This is a genomic window from uncultured Draconibacterium sp. (assembly GCF_913063105.1).
In the GTDB taxonomy this organism is placed as follows: Bacteria; Bacteroidota; Bacteroidia; order Bacteroidales; family Prolixibacteraceae; genus Draconibacterium.
The window spans coordinates 145,731-165,369 of the sequence record NZ_CAJXYQ010000005.1; the positions used below are offsets into that span (position 1 = coordinate 145,731).

Sequence of the window (19,639 nt, forward strand, 5' to 3'; positions counted from 1 at the left end):
TACTGATTGCAGGACAAATTTCTTTTAAAAAATGAATAAAATGAGAAAGGAAATATATCTTCTGGCAATTTTATTTTTTTGCCTTACATTAAGTTCTTACGCACAATACCCAAAAATACCTAAGGATGTTCAAAAAGCATCTGCAGAATTAATGGATGAGTCTGAACGTCTGTCGGATGAAGCATGGGAAAAAGCCCTGGTTGTAATTGAAAAAGAATCGCTTGAAGGAAAACCTTATATACCCTGGGCTTCTCGTCCTCAGGATTTACCGCAAGCTGAAATTCCAGCTTTCCCGGGAGCGGAAGGTGGCGGCATGTACACCTTTGGTGGCCGAGGGGGTAGGGTTATAACCGTAACCAGTTTGGAAGACCGGGGACCAGGTACCTTTCGAGAAGCATGTGAAACAGGAGGGGCGAGAATTATTGTTTTTAATATTGCGGGAATAATCAGGCTTAAAACACCTTTAATTATTCGCGCACCTTATGTTACTATTGCCGGACAAACTGCACCTGGGAATGGTGTTTGCATCGCTGGCGAAACAGTTTGGATAAATACACACGATGTAATTATCAGGCACATGCGTTTCCGTAGAGGTGAAACCTGGGTAGGCCGCCGCGACGATGCAATTGGTGGAAACCCGATTGGAAATATAATGCTTGATCATATCTCCGCAAGCTGGGGGCTCGACGAAAATATGTCTGTTTACCGGCATATGTATCATAAAGATCCCAGGAAAAAGCCTGAAAAGTTTGGCACTGTTAACATTACTATTCAGAATTCAATTTTCTCGGAAGCATTGGATACATGGAACCACGCCTTTGGAAGTACTTTAGGTGGTGAGAACTGTTCTTTCATTCGTAACTTGTGGGCAAATAACGCCGGAAGAAATCCATCAATTGGCTGGAATGGAACCTTCAATTTTGTAAATAATGTGCTATTCAATTGGGTACATCGTACGGTTGATGGAGGTGATCATACTGCACAATATAACCTTATAAATAATTACTTCAAACCAGGTCCGCTAACTCCCCAAAATAAAGCTATTAGTCATCGTCTCCTCAAACCTGAGTCGAGATATACTCAATTCAATAAAAAAGTTTATGGCAAAGTGTATGTCGATGGAAATATTGTAGAAGGCAATAAAAGGGTTAGCAAAGACAATTGGGACGGAGGTGTACAAATTGAAGATATGGAAAATGCCGGTGAGTTTACGAAATTTATTAAAGCCAGTAAGCCTGCTATAATGCCCTATTTAACAATTGTAAGTGCTGAAAAAGCATTCGATTTTGTAGTTGAAAATGCTGGTGCACTTCTACCCGAGAGGGATGAAGTTGACCAACGTATTAGTAGAACCGTAAAAACAGGAATACCTGAATATGCTGAAAATGTCGATAATTCAGATGTTCCAAAATTTGAACACCGTAGATTACCCGAAGATTCGTATAAAAAAGGGATTATTACCGATATCAGGCAAGTTGGCGGCTACCCTGTCTATGAGGGTACGCCATATGTTGATTCAGATAAAGATGGCATGCCCGATGAATGGGAAAATAAATATGCAAAACTCGGACTAGACCCAAACAATCCTAACGATGCCAACCTTGATTGTAATGGGGATGGTTATACCAATATTGAAAAATATATTAATGGCATTGATCCAGGTGAAAAAGTGGATTGGAAAGATCTTAAAAACAACAAGGATACTTTATTGAATTAAGGTTCTTATTCGGGAAAAGGTGAATAATTATAAAAAAACGTGATAAAAATTAGACTGGAAATTCTAAAATAATTTATCCAACAATATCATGCACATAATTGAGAAATCATACAAAATACTAACAGGTCTTATCCTGTCAGTCCTTTTTTTTAGTGCCTGCGGTTCAAAACAAAAAAGTGATACAGCAACAGATACGAATATTCAAAAGCCTTATCGTGTAATTGTTACGTCTGATATTGGAGGAAACGATCCTGACGACTTCCAATCTATGGTACATTTACTTCTTTATGCCGATGTGCTTGATATAGAAGGGATAATAGCATCTCCTAAGGGTGCGGGAAGAGTGGAGAATATTCATGAAGTAATTAATGAATACGAGAAAGATTATCCAAGTCTGGTAAGTTATTCTGAAAAGTATCCAACAGCTGATTCGCTGCGAATAATTACAAAACAGGGAGGGGTGGAAGTTGCCGGTTATAAGGGATATGATGATTCTTCAGATGGTAGTGAATGGATTATTCAGTGTGCCCGACGTGATGATCCCCGTCCACTATATGTGCTTGTTTGGGGAGGACTAGAAGATGTAGCTCAAGCACTTCATGATGCACCTGATATATTACCTAAACTGAGGGTGCATTGGATTGGCGGTCCCAATAAAAAGTGGGGGCCAGATGCCTATCTATACATCGCTGAACATCATCCCAATCTATGGATAATCGAATCAAATGCTACCTACAGAGGATGGTTTACCGGAGGTAATCAATCGGGGGAATGGAGTAATACAGGTTTCACGAAAAAATACATTAAAGATAAAGGAGCACTTGGAACTTTTTTTATGTCTCAATTGGGAGGCAAGTTAAAAATGGGTGATACTCCATCCTTAGCCTGGTTACTTAAAGGAGATCCTGAAAATCCATCAGAACCCGGATGGGGTGGTCAATTTGTTCGTACTTGGGAACGCGCTTATTATCATTTTACACGTATGCCCGATAAAACAGATAGCGTTCAGGAATTTTCAATTCTTGAAATTGTACTTCCAGTGGGTAAAAATTTACCTGAAAATCCGGATGCACTTCTTCAGGTTGAGAATCAATTGTTGAAAGGTCATTTTTTAGAAGATGATTCTGTAAGGTTTCGCTTTTGCCCCAAGAGTGATAAATATTTTAGCTTTAAAATTAGCAGTAATGTTCCTGTGTTAGATGGGGTAACTGGTGGAATTACAGCACTTATAACACCTTCAGGTTTTGCAAAACAACCCTCCGAAAAGTATCCAAACTGGTGGACAGATGATCCTGATCCTGAGTTAGCAGAAGGGAATCGTATTGGTGCGAAAACAGTAAGCAAGTGGAGGGTAGATTTTTTGACTGATTTTGCAAAAAAGATGGAACGCTGTCAAGTTGTTAATAATAAATAGACTCAGCGTTTGTGTTAAGTATTCTTTTGGTAAATAAGATTTAAATAGTTTTTATGAGCAATATTTTTTTCATATTAAAAGGTTTAATTGTTGATGCCACTTTTGCGAAATTACAAAAGTATATTTATAGCATTTTCTGTTTTGGATTTTTGTTTTGTTCTCAGGTTTATTCTCAACAATTGGCTTTCCCTACTGCTGAAGGTTACGGAAAGTTTACCAAAGGCGGCAGAGGCGGCGTTGTATATGAAGTTACAAACCTTAACGACAGTGGAAAAGGAAGCTTGAGAGCTGCCGTTGAGGCTAAAGGACCACGGACTGTTGTCTTCAGGATTTCAGGGACAATTGACCTGAAAAGCAATCTGGAGATTAAAAATCCATACATCACTATTGCCGGTCAAACAGCACCAGGAGATGGTATTACGCTAAAAAGGTATCCACTTAAAATCAGTGCTGATGAGGTTATTATCAGGTATATAAGGGTTCGGCTTGGCGATGAATCTGGAGGTGCGGAAGATGCAATATCGAGCCGTTACACCAATAATATTATTCTCGACCATGTTTCGGCAAGCTGGAGCATCGATGAAACACTTTCGATTTACCACTGCAAAAATGTAACTGTTCAGTGGTGTATGATTACCGAAAGCCTTTTTGAATCAAACCATACCAAAGGCAGTGCCCATGGTTATGGCGGAATTTGGGGCTCAGATTATGGCTCCTACCATCACAACCTGATTGCCCACCATTCGAGCCGTAATCCACGTTTTGCATCGGGATGCGGAAATACCGACTACCGGAATAATGTATTATACAATTGGGGTTACCAGAGTTGTTATGGGGCAGAAACTGTTCAGCTTAACAGCGATAAATTTACTTTCAGTAATATTAATATGGTTGGAAATTACCAGAAAGCCGGACCTGCAACTGTACCGGGAGAAATTGCACATCGTATTGTTTCTCCATCTTCCAGAAATCAGGAAAAGGATTATGGTAAATGGTACATTGCAGAAAATGCAATTGAAGGAAATTCATGGGTGTCGAAGAATAACTGGTTAGGCGGAGTTCAACCCAAAGGAAGCGAGTTTCTTGAAGGTTTTAAGTTGGATGAGCCATGGCCCGCAATGCCAATCAACCAGCAAACACCAGATGATGCTTATGCCTCGGTACTTAAGCATGCAGGTGCAAGCCTCCCCAATCGCGATGCTGTGGATAATCGTATTGTTGATGAAGTTAAAAATGGGTACGCAACATATGAAGGAGCCACTTACGAAACGCATTCAAAAGTTCGAAAAGTAACCGATCCTTTAAAAAAATGTGGAATTATTGACACGCAGGACGACGTAGGCGGATGGCCAGAATTAAAATCGCTTCCGGCGCCTATAGATAGCGACCATGACGGAATGCCCGATAATTGGGAAAAGGAAAATGGGCTTGACCCTGAAAACGCTTCAGATAGAAACATTGTAGCAACAGATGGTTATACCATGCTGGAGAAATACCTGAATAATATCCTATAATCAGAATGATCAGAAAAATAGAAATATTAGTGTTTGCATTATTAATATTGATTAGTTTCAGGGGGCATTGTACGGTGTCTTCAAAACTAAAAGTATTTGTGGAAGGGAATGTTACTGATTTTAACTACATCCGCAATAACATAAGCTTTGTTGATTTTATTAACGATGCTTATTCCAGCGATGTACACGTAATTGTTACCCGGAAAAGCACGGGCAGCGGAGGTAAACATTATTACATTTTATTTAACTCGAATACCATTAATTCAATCGATGAATTTGAGTTGAATTGTATCACAAATTTTCAGGATTCGAGAGATGATATACGATACAAATTAACCGAGTGCCTGAAATCAGGGCTACTTGTGTGTTCCAACGAGAAGCAATTGTTCTACACGGTTAATGTTAATACAAATGGTTATATTGCAGATAGTCAAAATCCGGTTAGTACTGAAAACCATGATTACTGGAATAACTGGGTATTTAATATTGGATTAAATGGAGGTTTTAATGCAGAAGAAAGAAGGAAGAATTATGAATATGAAACCTTTTTTGAAGCCAACCGGATTACCGAAAAGTGGAGAATAAGAAACCAATATACTTTTTCGCGCGAGGAAACGTCTATTGAAAAAAATAAGGATTTGGAAACATACACCATTCATGCCTATAACCAGGAGCATGAAATGGAATCGCGCACAGTCTATAGTTTATCTTCGCATTGGTCGGTGGGCTGTTTTGTTGAGGGGCAGCAGAATACATATCGCAATATTGAATTTAATGCAGCGTTTCAAGCGGCAATTGAATACAATATTTATCCCTGGAAAATGGTAGACAGACATATTTTAACCATCGGCTATTATATTGGCCCTTCTTATTATAACTATTTCGAACCTACAATTTTCGAAAAAACATCGGAAAATCTTTTTTCTCATTCCCTAAAAATTGAGCTTGATAAAGTTGAAAAATGGGGTGAAATTGAAGTCAACCTTGAAGCGGGGCATTATTTGTCTAATCCAAAATACTATGCCTTGGAATCTGGTGTAGAACTGTCGTTCAAAGTGGCAAGGGGACTCTTCTTTGAATTTGGTCTCGAGGCCGAAAAAATAAATAACCAACTCTATTTGCCTGCAAGCGATTTGAGTGATGAGGAGCTATTACTGGATGTAAGAAAATTACCTACTTCCTTTGAATTATCAGGCGATATCGGAATCCGGTATCAGTTTGGTTCCATTTATAATAACGTCGTAAATCAAAGATTATAGAAGTATCAGTCTTAAAAATAAATATGAAAAAGTTAATTGTATTATTTCTACTTGGTAGCGCAGTCTTAACATCGGCATGTAACCACACACAACAACAGAAACCACGCGTTATTGTAATGACCGACGGTGAAGTGGACGACCATAGTTCCATGATACGTTTTTTACTTTATACCTGCGATGTGGAGGTGTGTGCTATTATCGAAACCAATTCGATTTTTCAGCGCCACGGACACAGCAATGAGGATTGGTACGAAAAGCAACTGAATGCCTATGAAAAGGTGTACCTAAATCTGATAAAACACAATCCGGACTACCCAACTGCAGAATACCTGCGAAGTGTTAGTTCGGTTGGCGATGAAGTGTATGAACGGGTAAAAGACCTGCGCGAAAAACGATGGGAATTAATTCCCGGGGGAGATATATTGATGAAACCGGATAATTGGGAAGATACACCGGGCTCCGATAAAATTGTAGAAGTACTGCTGGAAGATAATCCGGCACCAGTTCATATACAGGCCTGGGGCGGAGGAAATACTGCCGCTCGTGCATTTTATAAATTGAAAACTGAATACCCAGATGACTATAAAAGAGCCGTTTCAAAAGTGGTAATGTACAACATTTGGTACCAGGATGGAGCGGGAAATTATATCGAGAATTATCATCCTGATGTAACCATGATTTACTGCGGAAGCTTTGCCGGTACCTGGAACTACCGAAGTCAAAAAAACACCTATGATTTTATCGAAAATAATGTGAAAAACAACCACGGTTCGCTTGGTGCTTTATATCCGCAAGATTATGTGAGCGAAGGTGATAGTCCCGCATTCTTTTACTCGCTTTTTAATGGTCTAAGAAACTACGAAGCCCCGGAGTTTGGTGGCTGGGGTGGTAGATTTGAAAAAACAGATTTGTTTGAAAATGTGTACAAAGATGCAGTAGATGATGGCGATAATAAAAAGTCGTTAAGGATGTGGATTGAACAGGTAAATAATGATTTTGAAGCTCGGATGGACTGGTGCGTAGCTGAAAATTTTGCGGACGCTAACCATAAGCCAACAATCAAAATTAAAGGAGATATAGACCAAACCGTAAATTCGGGAGAGAAAGTAACATTAACTGCCAAAAGCATTACCGATCCTGATGGCGACAAGGTCGATCATAAATGGTGGCAATATGGTCATGCAGGAACTTATGATGGCGAAATTGATTTAAAAGACGCTTCATCAAAAAGTATAAGTTTTATTGCTCCAAAAGTTGAAAAAACCTCAACCATCCATTTTATACTTCAGGTAACCGATAACGGTCAACCTTCATTAAATGCCTACCAACGTTTTGTAATCACTGTAAATCCGTAACTTATGAAAACACTAAAGTTCTTAATTGTTTTTCTTGTATTATTAAGCTTTCAGCTAAAAAGTTCTTTCGCACAGCACAACCCAAAGGATGAATATCAGGGAATAAAAGTTTACAGCGAAAATCCCTGGTATTGGGAATATCACGACAAACCTGTGGTTTTGAAAGGCGGAAGCGATGATGACAACCTTTTTCAATGGACTGGCGAGCAGTTAACAGATCACCTCGATTTATTACAATCGGCAACAGGAAATTACGTTCGTAATTCCATGTCAGACAGAGATGAAGGCAATGTGTATGCATTTAAAAAGATAGGTGATGGTAAGTACGATCTAAACCAATGGAACGATGAATATTGGGACAGGTTAACCTTTTTCCTGGAGGAAACCAGCAAAAGAAACATAATCGTACAGTTAACGCTTTGGGATCATTTTGACATTAGTAGCAGTAGTCGTTGGAAAAGACACCCATGGAATCCAGTCTGTAACGTAAATATGGAATCCGGTAGCTGGAAAGGACGAGAGGATTTTTATTCAACTGTTGACAGAAATGCACAGGATGAAATGACATATCAATTAAAATTTATTGATAAACTGTTATCGATTAGTTTAAAATACGACAATGTACTTTATAATATTAACAATGAAAGCAGCGAAAGCGAAGCATGGGAAAATTTCTGGGCAGCTCATGTTAAAAATGCCGCTAAAAATGCAGGCAAAGAAGTGGCTGTTACCAACATGCAGTTGTCGGCTGTGAATGCAGTCCGCCATGTAATGTCGAAAGGCGATATTTTCGATTTTGTTGATATTTCACAAAACAACCAGGATTCAAAAGGAGCCAGAGGACCGGCACATTGGGATTATCTAATGTTCCTTCGTCAGAAAATTGCATCGTTCGGACCGATACCAATGAACAATGTAAAAATGTATGGAGCATCAGACGGAAGTACAAACTACTCTGCAGGAACGGAAACTGAAGCCATCGACCGATTCTGGCGGAATATTTTTGGCGGTTGTGCATCTGCGCGTTTTCACCGCCCTTCTGTTCCAACAAAATTGTGGGGGTCGGGCGTAAACGAACGTGTTCAAACCAACTTAAAAGCAATGGATATGTTGCTGGAGAAATTGGATATTTTTAATTGTGCACCACACAACGATCTGCTTTCTCCACGTGTTTCTGTCCCATCAATGATGGAGGCATATGCTACCGCAAATATCGGTCATCAGTATGCCATTTACTTTCCACAGGGGCGATACAAAATCGATCTCGATCCGTGGGTTTATGCCGATAAACTAAAACTGCAATGGCTCGACATTAATTCGTTAAAATGGTCGGAACCGGAAACTGTGGAAGTACAATGGGAAGGTGGTAAAAACGACTGGGGCTACCGTGGATTGATCACCTTGGAAACACCATCGAACAGGCAGTGTGTGGCATTTTTAGAAATAGTTGAATAGAAACAAATGTGCGCATGAATAAATCAATCCTAATAAAAACATTCGCAGTTATTCTTGTACTGGTTTGCATAACCAGCCTTTCAAATGGTAAAACCGAAAAAACTGAGCTGGATAAAAGTAATTTACCGCGGCTTCTTATATTGACCGATATCGGTGACGACCCCGACGATGAACAATCCTTAATCCGGCTGTTGGTTTATGCTAATAAATTTCAGATTGAAGGATTCATTACCGAGTTGTGGTGGAAAGATACACACAACGGGCGGCATGGTCAGATGACTGCAGAAAGTCAAATGAAACTTTTGCACCATATACTCGATCGATATGAAAAAGTCCGTTCAAATCTGGAGAAACACGAATTGGGATATCCAACTGCAAAGTCATTGCATGATGTTGTTAAACGAGGGAAAGTAGGGATTCAAATGACCTTAAGTGCTCCAAAAGGAGATCCCATGCAATGGATCGGTTCCGGGCAGGATACGGAAGGTTCTGATTTTATTATTGATATTGTTGATCGCGATGACCCACGTCCGGTAGATATTTGTGTGTGGGGAGGGACTGCCGACCTTGCCCAGGCTCTTTTAAAGGTACGGGAAGAACGAACACCGGCAGAAGTTGAACAATTTATCAGTAAAATTCGTGTTCACGCTATTAGCGACCAGGATGATACCGGACCATGGATAAGGGAAAATTTTCCAAACCTGTTTTTTATCCTCGACCACGACCCGAACGGCGACAAGTGGGAATCATGTTATCGCGGAATGTTTTATGGCGGCGATCAGTCACTTACCACACTCGATTGGATAAACGAAAATATTCGGACAAATCATGGATATCTTGGTGAGTATTATCCACCAAAAACCAATACCAACAAGAATCCTCATGGAGCTTTAAAAGAAGGCGATACACCTTCCTGGTTTTACTTCTATCCCAATGGTTTGAATATTCCTGAACATCCCGGGTTTGGGGGATGGGGAGGGCGTTATGCCTTTAACGGGAAATTCTGGCAGGATGCTGCCGATAAAGTTGGTGATGATAACAATGGACGGGCTTCTGTATATCGCTGGCGTCCGACTTTTCAGAATGATTTTGCAGCCCGAATGGATTGGTGTGTTAAAGATTTTGAAGAAGCAAACCACTCACCTGAAGTAAAAGTAAAAGGCGAAATAATTCAGCATGTTAAACCAGGTGAGAAAATAAAACTTAAAGCAAAGTCATTCGATCCTGATGGAGATAAATTAAGCTACAAATGGTGGAATTATACCGATGCAAGTACCATTGAAAATGAACTAAGAATAACAAATAATGAATCAGCCGACAAAGCTGGTTTTGTAGTCCCAGATGAACCGGGAAAGGTTATCCATATCATTCTTGAAGTTGCAGATAACGGGACTCCGGCATTAACCGCTTACAAACGTTTTGTTTACAAAATCCAATAAATATTTCTACTATGAACTTAAATTTTAAAATCAATTATAAATTCTTTCTACAAAAGGCAGTTGCTTTAATGATTGTTCTGTTTTTTGTTACAGATATTTCCGCAATTCAAACAGGGAAAAAACGTAATTCAGATGGAGATGGAAGTGTGTCCGTTTCAGGTGAACTCAAACAATGGCATAAAGTAACAATCGATCTTTCCGGTCCTTTTGCCAATGAAACCGGTGTTGATCCAAATCCTTTTACTGATTATTGTTTTGAAGTGACGTTCGAACATGAATCCGGTTCACCAAAATATGTGGTTCCCGGTTATTTTGCTGCCGATGGAAATGCAGCCGAATCGGGTGCTGAGTCAGGAAATGTTTGGAGGGCTCATTTATCACCCGACAGAACCGGTACCTGGTCATATTTAATCTCCTTTAAAAAAGGAGCAAGTGTTGCAGTTTCTGATCTGCCCGGTGAAAGCATTGCTCCTTTCGATGGAGTAAAAGGTACTTTTAAAATTGGGCCAACAGATAAATCAGGGCGTGATTTCCGAGGAAAAGGAAGGCTGCAATACGTAGGAAAACATCATCTGCAATTTATTGGAACGGGTGAATATTTTTTGAAAGCAGGGCCTGATTCGCCGGAAACATTTTTAGCTTACGCTGATTTTGACAATACCCATGCTTTGAAAGAGGAAAAATCGCCAATGAAAACCTATGAACCTCATATCAAAGACTGGAATAATGGCGATCCGGTTTGGAAAGAAAATAAGGGCAAAGGAATGATTGGAGCCCTAAACTACCTGGCCGGGAAAGGAATTAATACCATGTCGTTTATGCCGTACAATGCCGGTGGCGATGGCGACAATGTCTGGCCTTTTGTTGAAAGGGATGATAAATTCCATTATGACTGCTCGAAATTAGACCAGTGGGGAATTGTATTTTCCCATGCCCAGAAACAGGGCCTGCACCTGCATTTCAAACTACAGGAAACCGAAATAGACGACAACCGGAAACGCGATGGGCAAATGATCATTGACCGTGATAAACCTGCTGACGGTTCTCCCGCTGTTCCTGAAGCTTTGGATGGCGGTGCCACTGGCCCTGAACGTAAATTGTATTTACGCGAATTAATTGCACGCTATGGCCATAACCTTGCCCTTAACTGGAATTTGGGAGAAGAGAACACCCAAACTTCTGAAGAACAAAGAGCAATGGCAAAGTACATTCATGATACCGATCCGTATAATCATAACATAGTTGCACATTCATATCCAAATATGCAACAGCGGCTTTACGAACCGCTTATCGGAAACGGATCAGAACTAACAGGTGCATCTCTTCAGAATATGTGGAATGTTGCCCATGAACGAACTCTGCATTGGGTAAAAGCTTCAGCGCAATCGGGCAAACCATGGGTTGTTGCCAACGATGAGCAGGGGTCGGCAAGGACAGGTGTGCCACCAGACCCGGGGTATAAAGGTTTCGAAGGAACTACTTTCGAAGAAGGATATGAATCGTACGATTTAAATGGAATCAGAAAATATACGCTATGGGGAAACCTGATGGCTGGAGGTGCAGGCGTTGAGTACTACTTTGGTTATAAGCTTGTTGAAAACGACCTGGTTGCTGAAGATTTTCGCAGCCGTGACCTTACATGGGATTACTGTCGGATTGCTTTGGAATTTTTCAAAAACGAAAAAATTCCTTTTTGGGATATGAAAAATGCCGATGAGTTGGTCGGCAACTATTCACACAACAACGATGTATATTGCCTTGCAAAAACAAGCGAAGTGTATTTGGTTTATTCCCCTGAAGGTGAAAAAGCCATTTTAAATCTTCAAAATGTACCGGGTATGTTTAGTGTTGCCTGGTTTAATCCACGCGAAGGTGGTAAAATAAAAACAGAAAAAACAGTAAGTGGAGGTGGTTTTATTGAATTAATACCTCCTGTGGAAAATGAAGACTGGCTGGCTATTTTTAAGCGTATAAAGTTTTAGCATACAGAAGGTATAGGAAAATTTAATAGAAAAAGTGTTCTTATGAAAGCGTATTATTGGTTGATTACAGGCTTTTTAATATTGTTTGACCTTGCACAAGGACAAATAATTAATCCGAATGAACCGGTTAAATATATTGGTAAAGACCAAATCTCGAACAGTGATTATAAAGAAGGCTATCATGACGGGCAAATGCAGCCTGCTATCGGGGTTCAGAATTACCAGATTTTGCGTGCAAACCGAAGCTATCCTGAAAAATCTGATGGTTTGGGCTGGACGTATAACCATGCACCAAACCTTGCTTATTGGAACAATCAGTTTTACTGCCATTACTTATCCAATCCAACCGGCGAACATATTGCTCCGGGAGCAACATTAATTAGCTCATCAAAAGATGGAATGACCTGGGAAAAACCAAAACTTGCATTCCCAATATATTTTACGGCTAATGATGACGCATCCATAAACTTCTTTTTTATGCACCAGCGTATGGGTTTCTATGTGGCTCCCAACGGACGCTTGTTAACCATGGGGTTTTATGGTAGTCATTCCGGTTATGGAATAGGAAGAGTGGTGCGGGAAATTTATGAGAACAACGAATTTGGACCAATATATTTTATCAGGGTTAACGACAATTGGGAAGGAGAAGTAAAATATCCTATTTATTCTGATTCAAAAGATCAAGGTTTTGTTGCTGCATGCGATGCATTTCTAAACGATAAAGTGAAGCGTATGCAATGGTGGGAAGAACACCGTTTGGCAGAAGATCGTAAGGAGTTCTTCCGCGTTCCTGCCATTGATGGGAAGGATCAGCCGGGTCAGGCTTTTTGTTATTACACCTTACCCGATAAAACTCTGGTTGGATTTTTCAAAGGACGCTGGGTGACCACATCAACCGATAATGGAGATACCTGGACACAACCGGTACAATGCAATTCATTAACATACAAAGGAGCAAAAATTTGGGGGCAAAAACTGGATAACAAACGTTATGCACTGGTTTATAATCCCACAAACAGTATGGCACGTCATCCCCTAAGTATTGCTACCAGCGATAATGGAATTCAGTATGATAACTTGTTAAATGTACATAGCGAGGTGCCTCCAAAACGATTCTGGGGGGCTGAAAAGCGACCCGGGCCTCAATATATAAGAGGTATTATTGAAGGAAATGGTAACCCCCCAGGCGATGATCTATATGTGGTTTATTCGGTAAATAAAGAGGATATTTGGATTTCAAGAGTTCCGGTTCCGGTTAAGGGAGAAGTAAACGGTCCTGTAGTCGACGAATTTGATAAAATGGAAGTGGGAGGATCGGTTACAAATTGGAATATTTATTCACCAAAGTGGTGCCCGGTTGAAATAAGTAAGTCTCCAACAAGTCCCGAAAATGTTTTGATGATCAAAGATTTTGATCCTTACGATTATGCCAAAGCAGTTCGGGTTTTTCAAAAGTCGAATAGATTAAAAATCGAATTTCAGCTGTTTATCGAAGCCAACCCTGAAATGCTTGCTGTAGAAATAGTGTCGGCAAATGGTAACCGCTGTGTGCAAACCAAAATCGATGTAGATGGAATCCTGAAAGCTAAAAATGGAACAAATGGTTTTTCTAATGTTCTTGCTTTGAATTCCGGAAAATGGATATCGTTTGAGTTTGGCATTAACGCCGTGGAAAAGACATTTGACCTTTTCGTGAACGGAGAATTTGTTGCCGGGAAATATGATCTTTCTAACGATGGTATCCCGGAGCGGATAATTTTTCGCACAGGAGAATATCGTCTTACCGATGATGTGCAAAAATGGAAAAGTGGAGATAAATTCATTCCCGGGTGGGATGAGCCCGGTGCCGACGAACAAGCTCAGGAAGCTGTTTTTTATTTACGGGAATTTTCCTCTAAACCCATTGAATAAACTACAAAATGAACTAAAAATATGGATAATAATATTGAAAGAAATAAAATGGTAACAAGGCGAGGATTTGTAAAAACAACAGGAGCAGCAATGGCAGGTTCAGTTATTGTTTCTCCTGCATTTGGCAAGGTATTGTCACAGGCAAGTGGAAAAAAGAAAGTAGCCCTGGTAGGAACCGGGATAAGGGGTATTAGCTTTTGGGGGAAATTCCTGAATGATAATTATTCTGACGTTGTGGAATTTGTAGGTTTATGTGATATCAACCCTGGTAGGCTTAATTACGCCAAGGAATATATTGGTGTTAATTGCCCTGTATTTACAAACTTCGACCAGATGTTTGAAAAGACTGAAATTGACCTGTTGATGGTAACAACGGTTGATTCAACCCACGATGAATTTATTGTAAAAGCACTGGACAAAGGAATTGATGTGGTTACTGAAAAACCTATGACAACCGATGAAAAAAAATGCCAGGGAATAATTGATGCCCAGCGCCGGTCGAAAGGCAAACTTATCAATGCTTTTAACTACAGGTATGGCAAGTTGTTTACCAAACTAAAACAAATGATCCATACAAATGAAATTGGCGACCTTGTTTCCATCGACCTGAATTGGTATCTGAATACCTACCATGGTGCATCGTATTTCCGCCGTTGGCATGGTTTACGTGAAAAGGGAGGTACTTTGTTACTTCATAAATCTGCACACCATTTTGATTTGCTGAACTGGTTTATTGGTTCCGACCCGGTTGAGATACATGCATATGGAGCCCTTGAACGATATGGTGCAAACAATCCGTTCAGAGGCGATAACTGCAGGAATTGCGGGCATAAAGATAAATGCAGGTTTTACTGGGATATTACTACCAACCAAACCTACATGGACCTGTATGTTGCCAATGAAAAGTACGATGGGTATATCCGCGACAATTGTTTGTGGCGTGAAGAAGTCGATATTTTTGATAAGATGGCTGTGCAAATTAAGTATGCCAATAATGTCCAGGTTAGCTATTCGTTAACTACTTACTCTCCATTTGAAGGTTTCCGCTTTGCATTTAACGGAAAGGATGGCCGTATCGAAACAAGCGAGGGCATCCCCTGGCTTGATAACATACAGGAAGATCAGGCAAGTTTACACGAAAAGGAAATGGACCAGTCGTCTCATACCAAGGCCGAGCTAAAGTATCATGAAATAGTATCGCAACGTGTATTTGAAGATTATAAGCGTATTGAATATCCGTATGTGCGGACTGGACATTGGGGAGGCGATAAGCTAATGTTTGATGAAATTTTCAGGGGTGAAGTTATTGACCCTGCCTTGCATCATGCATCCGATATCCGCGATGGCTCAATGGCTGTACTTATTGGAATTGCGGCCCGGCTAAGTATCGACGAACAAAGGCCTGTACAAATTACTGAACTTACTGATTTAATTCCGCAGGTAAATAAATGGAAGAAATCTTAAAACAGCTATTTTTATAATTCGAACTAAAAAACAATTATCTACCTTGATTTCATGCAAGTAAACAGGAGAAAATTTATTAATACAGCTTTAGTTGGAGGAGTAGCGACGGCACTTCCTTTTACTTCATGCAATTCTGATAATTTTGAAGAAATATATAAAAAGCTTGACAATGTAGTTAAGCTTCCGATTCTTAAAACAAAATTGTTCTCTGATGCTGTAATCATCGAATCAATCGATTTACTTGAATATAAAAACAACTTCCTGTGCCGTGTTCGCTCGAAGGATGGAGCCGAAGGTTTTTCATTTGGTAACAGTTCCATGAATGCCTTTTATCCAATATTTACAAAAAGGATAAAACCATATTTTTTGGGTAAGGATGCCCGTAATTTGGAAGCGCTTCTGGATGAAGTTTACGTTTATAAGAGCAATTACAAACTTCAAAGTACCGCGTTATGGGTTCCGGTGGCTACACTTGAATTTGCTATTCTTGACTTGCTGGGTCGCATTGCAGGCAAACCCATGGGAGAGCTTATTGGTGAGATTCATAATCCTGAAATTAAACTTTATCAAGCCAACAGTAAACGTGGTATTTCTGCTGAAGAAACAATGGATCAGTTGTTAAAACAGTTAGATGTATCTAAAGCCGAAGCTGTAAAATTTAAGGTTGGAGGGCGAATGAGTGCTCCTGAATTTCCAAAAGGGCGGTCTGAAAAACTAATTCCTTTGGTTCGAAAAACGTTAGGCGATGATATGGTAATTTCCGCCGACTCGAATGGATCGTATGATGTAAACGAAGCTATTCGAATTGGTAAAATAATGGAAGAACACAATTTCGATTTTTACGAAGAACCTGTGCCCTTCGATTGGTATGAGGAAACAAAACAGGTAGCTGATGCACTAGAAGTACCCATTGCGGGAGGCGAACAGGAAGGCAGCATGCGCAACTTCCGATGGTTGCTGGGAAACGACGCCATTCAGGTTTTACAAGCCGATATGTTCTATTTTGGAGGAATGATACGCTCGATGAAAGTTGCCCGGATGGCAAATGTTTTGGGTAAAGTACATACTCCGCATGTTTCAAATATCGGGTATGTTTACATGTTGCATTTTGTTTCGGCTCTTCCAAATGCAGGGAAATACCACGAGTTTAAATCGCCTTTTAACAAGGATATGTCGTTCGAGTGTAAAACATCGAGTTTGTTACCCGAAAACGGAAAAGTAAAAGTTCCAACCGATCCCGGTTTAGGAATTGATTTTGAACCAGGATTTATTAATAAACACAAAATTGTAGAATGAAGCATTTATTAACCATTATACTGTTATTTATTGTGGCATCGCTTGGTGCCTCAGAGAAAATCCGGTTAATTGTTTTAACCGACATTGGGGGTGATCCCGACGACCAAATGTCGATGGTTCGGCTGATGACCTATGCCAATCATTTCGATATTGAAGGTCTGATTGCAACACCTCATGGGGGTAGAAATGAGGTTGAACCCGAATACATTGAAAAAATAGTCGAGGCTTACGGAAAAGTTCGCGATAACCTGGAATTGCATGAGACCGGTTATCCAGGCGAAGACCAATTAAAAACGGTCATCTCAAAAAGTATTGAACTTGATAATATGGAATCGGTAGGAGAGGGGAATGACTCACCCGGTTCTGAACTGATAATTAAGGCGGTTGACAAAAAGGATGACCGTCCATTGTGGATTAATGTTTGGGGAGGTCCAAGTGTTTTGGCACAGGCTCTTTGGAAAGTCCGTGAAACACGGTCGCCGGATGAACTGGCAAAGTTTGTATCCAAACTTAGGATTTATGCTATTTCCGATCAGGATAACACAGGTCCCTGGATTCGGAAAGAATTTCCTGATTTGTTTTATATCGTTACTCCCGGTGTTAATGCTGGAGGAGGATTCCATCATGCTACCTGGATTGCCATTGGTGGCGATAAATTCCATGGGCGCTTTGGTGGTGCCGATTTTTCGTTGGTAACAAACGAGTGGCTCGACGAGCATGTTAGAAGTAAAGGCCCTTTGGGAGAAAGGTATCCACGTTGGAAATTTATGATGGAAGGAGACACGCCTTCTTTTCTTTATTTAATTAATAATGGCTTAAATAATTCTGAACGACCCGACTGGGGTGGCTGGGGAGGACGCTACGAGCTGTACACTCCCAAAAACGAAAAGTGGTTTTTAGAACCTGAAACCCGTCCGATATGGACCAATGTGCAGGATGAAGTTTTAGGGAACGATGGCGAATGGCACACCACCAATCATGCAACCATCTGGCGCTGGCGTGAAGCTTATCAAAATGATTTTTCAGCACGTATGGATTGGACTATCAAATCGTACAACGAGGCAAACCACCCGCCTGTGGTAAAACTCGATCATCCTGAATACATTATAGCAAAACCTGGAGAGCGTGTCGATTTAAGCGCAACAGCTACAACCGACCCCGATGGAGATGAATTGTCGTTTAAATGGTTTTGTTATGAGGAGCCGGGTACACGCCGCATGTCAAATTCCAAAACCGGAGTGAAACATGAGATTGAAGATAGCGATAAAGCTAAGGCCTGGTTAAAAGTAAAAACAAGCAGGGTAATGGCTCCGGGAACGGGAACCATGCACATTATATTGGCAGTAACTGATAATGGAACTCCCAGCCTTACTCGATATAAGCGGGTTATTATCGATGTAGTTAAATAGATACAATTGAAAATATAAAAATCAAAAATAATTTAAACAATTAGTTATGAGTAAATTTCTGAAAAAACAAACGTTTTTAGTGCTGTTAGCCTTATTGATTGCTTCGTCAATAATGGCACAAGACATTCCGGGGCGAATACCTGTATATGAAGTTCCGTATGAATATCCCGATGTTGAAGGTGTAAAAGAAGTATTAAACCGTGTTCGAGACTACTATGAATCTACTTGTGATTTCAGAATCATAGATGTTGAAACCAATAAGGATATAACTGATTTTTCGAAACCCAATAAAAACGCCTTAATGTCACCCGGGTTTGCAGGTGAGTGGTCGTACACACATGGAGTTGTGCTTTCGGCTTTCGAATATATAGATGACGTAACAGGCGAAGAGGAATTTTTCGCTAACAATACAAAATTTTACGATTGGGTATTAGAATACTTACCTTATTTTAAGGAGCATGCAAAAGTATTTAATAAAGAAAAAGTTGGAAGTTGGAGCAGGCTGGCAAATTTCCATGCCCTGGATGATTGTGGCTCAATTGGTGCGGCAATGATTAAAACTTACCTGAAAGATAAAAATGACGATTATTTACCTCTGATCAATCGGGTAGATGAACATGTTTCAAAAAATCAATTCCGCTTAGACGACGGAACGCTGGCTCGTCACCGCCCACAATATCAATCAATATGGGCTGATGATTTGTACATGAGTGTTCCCTTCCTGGCTAACATGGGCGTTCTTACCGGCGACAATAAGTATTTCGACGATGCAGCAAAGCAAATCCTTCAAATGGCTGAAAGGCTGTATATTCCTGAAAAAGAATTATTCGACCATGGTTGGAGTGTAACATCGGGCGATTACGACCCTCGTTTTTACTGGGGGCGTGCCAATGGCTGGACCTTAATGGCTATGGCTGAATTACTTGAACTGATGCCTGAAAATCATAAAGACCGCGGTGAAATCCTGCACCTGTATCGTTCAATGGTGCGCAGCATTGCAGCCCTTCAGGATGGTTCCGGATTCTGGCATAACATGCTCGATAAAACCAATACTTATACTGAAACTTCATGTACTGCCATGTTTACTTTCGCTGTTGCAAAAGGAATAAACGAAGGGTGGATTAACCATGTTTATGGACCGGTTGCCTTAACCGGGTGGAATGCTATAACTACCCGTGTTTTGGAAAATGGTGCAGTTGATGGTACCTGCGAAGGCACCACTTTTGCCCACGATAATACGTATTATTATCACCGCGGAAAAAGCATTTATGCTACACACGGTTACGGTCCGGTGCTTTATGCCGGTGCAGAAATGCTTCGTTTGTTGCGAAACGAAAAAATTGAGGTGCAGAAGGCCCGTATTAATTCGCGAAATAGTACCTTTCATTATAAGTTAAAAAGCGAGTGGCCGAAAGAATAATAAA

Annotated in this window: 13 protein-coding genes; all 13 read left to right on the forward strand. The window is 40.3% G+C overall.

What is annotated here, in order from left to right:
- Nucleotides 1-40 precede the first annotated feature (40 nt).
- The 13 genes from QZ574_RS06735 (at nt 41) to QZ574_RS06795 (ending at nt 19,635) form a co-directional block, all read left to right on the forward strand.
- Nucleotides 41-1,717, forward strand: a complete 1,677-nt coding sequence (locus tag QZ574_RS06735; RefSeq protein ID WP_297088114.1) for a pectate lyase — start codon at nt 41-43, stop codon at nt 1,715-1,717.
- An 88-nt stretch (nt 1,718-1,805) separates the two neighbouring features.
- The gene (locus tag QZ574_RS06740) at nt 1,806-3,131 is read left to right on the forward strand and encodes a DUF1593 domain-containing protein (protein ID WP_297088116.1); all 1,326 of its coding nucleotides are present in this window, start codon (nt 1,806-1,808) and stop codon (nt 3,129-3,131) included.
- Between the two features lie 53 nt (nt 3,132-3,184).
- A complete protein-coding gene (locus QZ574_RS06745; RefSeq protein ID WP_297088117.1) occupies nt 3,185-4,645 on the forward strand; it encodes a pectate lyase in 1,461 nt (486 codons plus the stop codon).
- 29 nt (nt 4,646-4,674) lie between these two features.
- On the forward strand, nt 4,675-5,904 hold the full coding sequence (locus tag QZ574_RS06750) for a hypothetical protein (RefSeq protein WP_297088119.1): 1,230 nt from the start codon (nt 4,675-4,677) through the stop codon (nt 5,902-5,904).
- Between the two features lie 23 nt (nt 5,905-5,927).
- On the forward strand, nt 5,928-7,259 hold the full coding sequence (locus QZ574_RS06755) for a nucleoside hydrolase-like domain-containing protein (RefSeq protein WP_297088121.1): 1,332 nt from the start codon (nt 5,928-5,930) through the stop codon (nt 7,257-7,259).
- Between the two features lie 3 nt (nt 7,260-7,262).
- Nucleotides 7,263-8,714: a DUF6298 domain-containing protein gene (locus QZ574_RS06760; RefSeq protein ID WP_297088123.1), complete on the forward strand. Its 1,452-nt coding sequence runs from the start codon at nt 7,263-7,265 to the stop codon at nt 8,712-8,714.
- Nucleotides 8,715-8,728: 14 nt separating this feature from the next.
- Entirely contained in the window at nt 8,729-10,153 is a 1,425-nt protein-coding gene (locus tag QZ574_RS06765; RefSeq protein ID WP_297088125.1) for a DUF1593 domain-containing protein, read from the forward strand.
- Nucleotides 10,154-10,164: 11 nt separating this feature from the next.
- Nucleotides 10,165-12,135 carry a DUF5060 domain-containing protein gene (locus tag QZ574_RS06770; protein ID WP_297088127.1) on the forward strand — a complete coding sequence of 657 codons (1,971 nt, stop codon included), beginning with the start codon at nt 10,165-10,167 and terminating at the stop codon, nt 12,133-12,135.
- A gap of 42 nt (nt 12,136-12,177) precedes the next feature.
- Nucleotides 12,178-14,046 carry a hypothetical protein gene (locus tag QZ574_RS06775; RefSeq protein WP_297088128.1) on the forward strand — a complete coding sequence of 623 codons (1,869 nt, stop codon included), beginning with the start codon at nt 12,178-12,180 and terminating at the stop codon, nt 14,044-14,046.
- Nucleotides 14,047-14,067: 21 nt separating this feature from the next.
- Complete coding sequence (locus QZ574_RS06780) at nt 14,068-15,510, forward strand: Gfo/Idh/MocA family oxidoreductase (RefSeq protein WP_297088130.1); 1,443 nt, start codon at nt 14,068-14,070, stop codon at nt 15,508-15,510.
- Nucleotides 15,511-15,561: 51 nt separating this feature from the next.
- A complete protein-coding gene (locus QZ574_RS06785; RefSeq protein WP_297088132.1) occupies nt 15,562-16,806 on the forward strand; it encodes a mandelate racemase/muconate lactonizing enzyme family protein in 1,245 nt (414 codons plus the stop codon).
- Nucleotides 16,803-18,215, forward strand: a complete 1,413-nt coding sequence (locus QZ574_RS06790) for a nucleoside hydrolase-like domain-containing protein (protein WP_297088134.1) — start codon at nt 16,803-16,805, stop codon at nt 18,213-18,215. Before QZ574_RS06785 ends, QZ574_RS06790 begins: the two co-directional genes overlap by 4 nt.
- Nucleotides 18,216-18,261: 46 nt before the next feature.
- Nucleotides 18,262-19,635, forward strand: coding sequence for a glycoside hydrolase family 88 protein (locus QZ574_RS06795; protein WP_297088136.1), 1,374 nt, complete (start codon nt 18,262-18,264; stop codon nt 19,633-19,635).
- Nucleotides 19,636-19,639 lie beyond the last annotated feature (4 nt).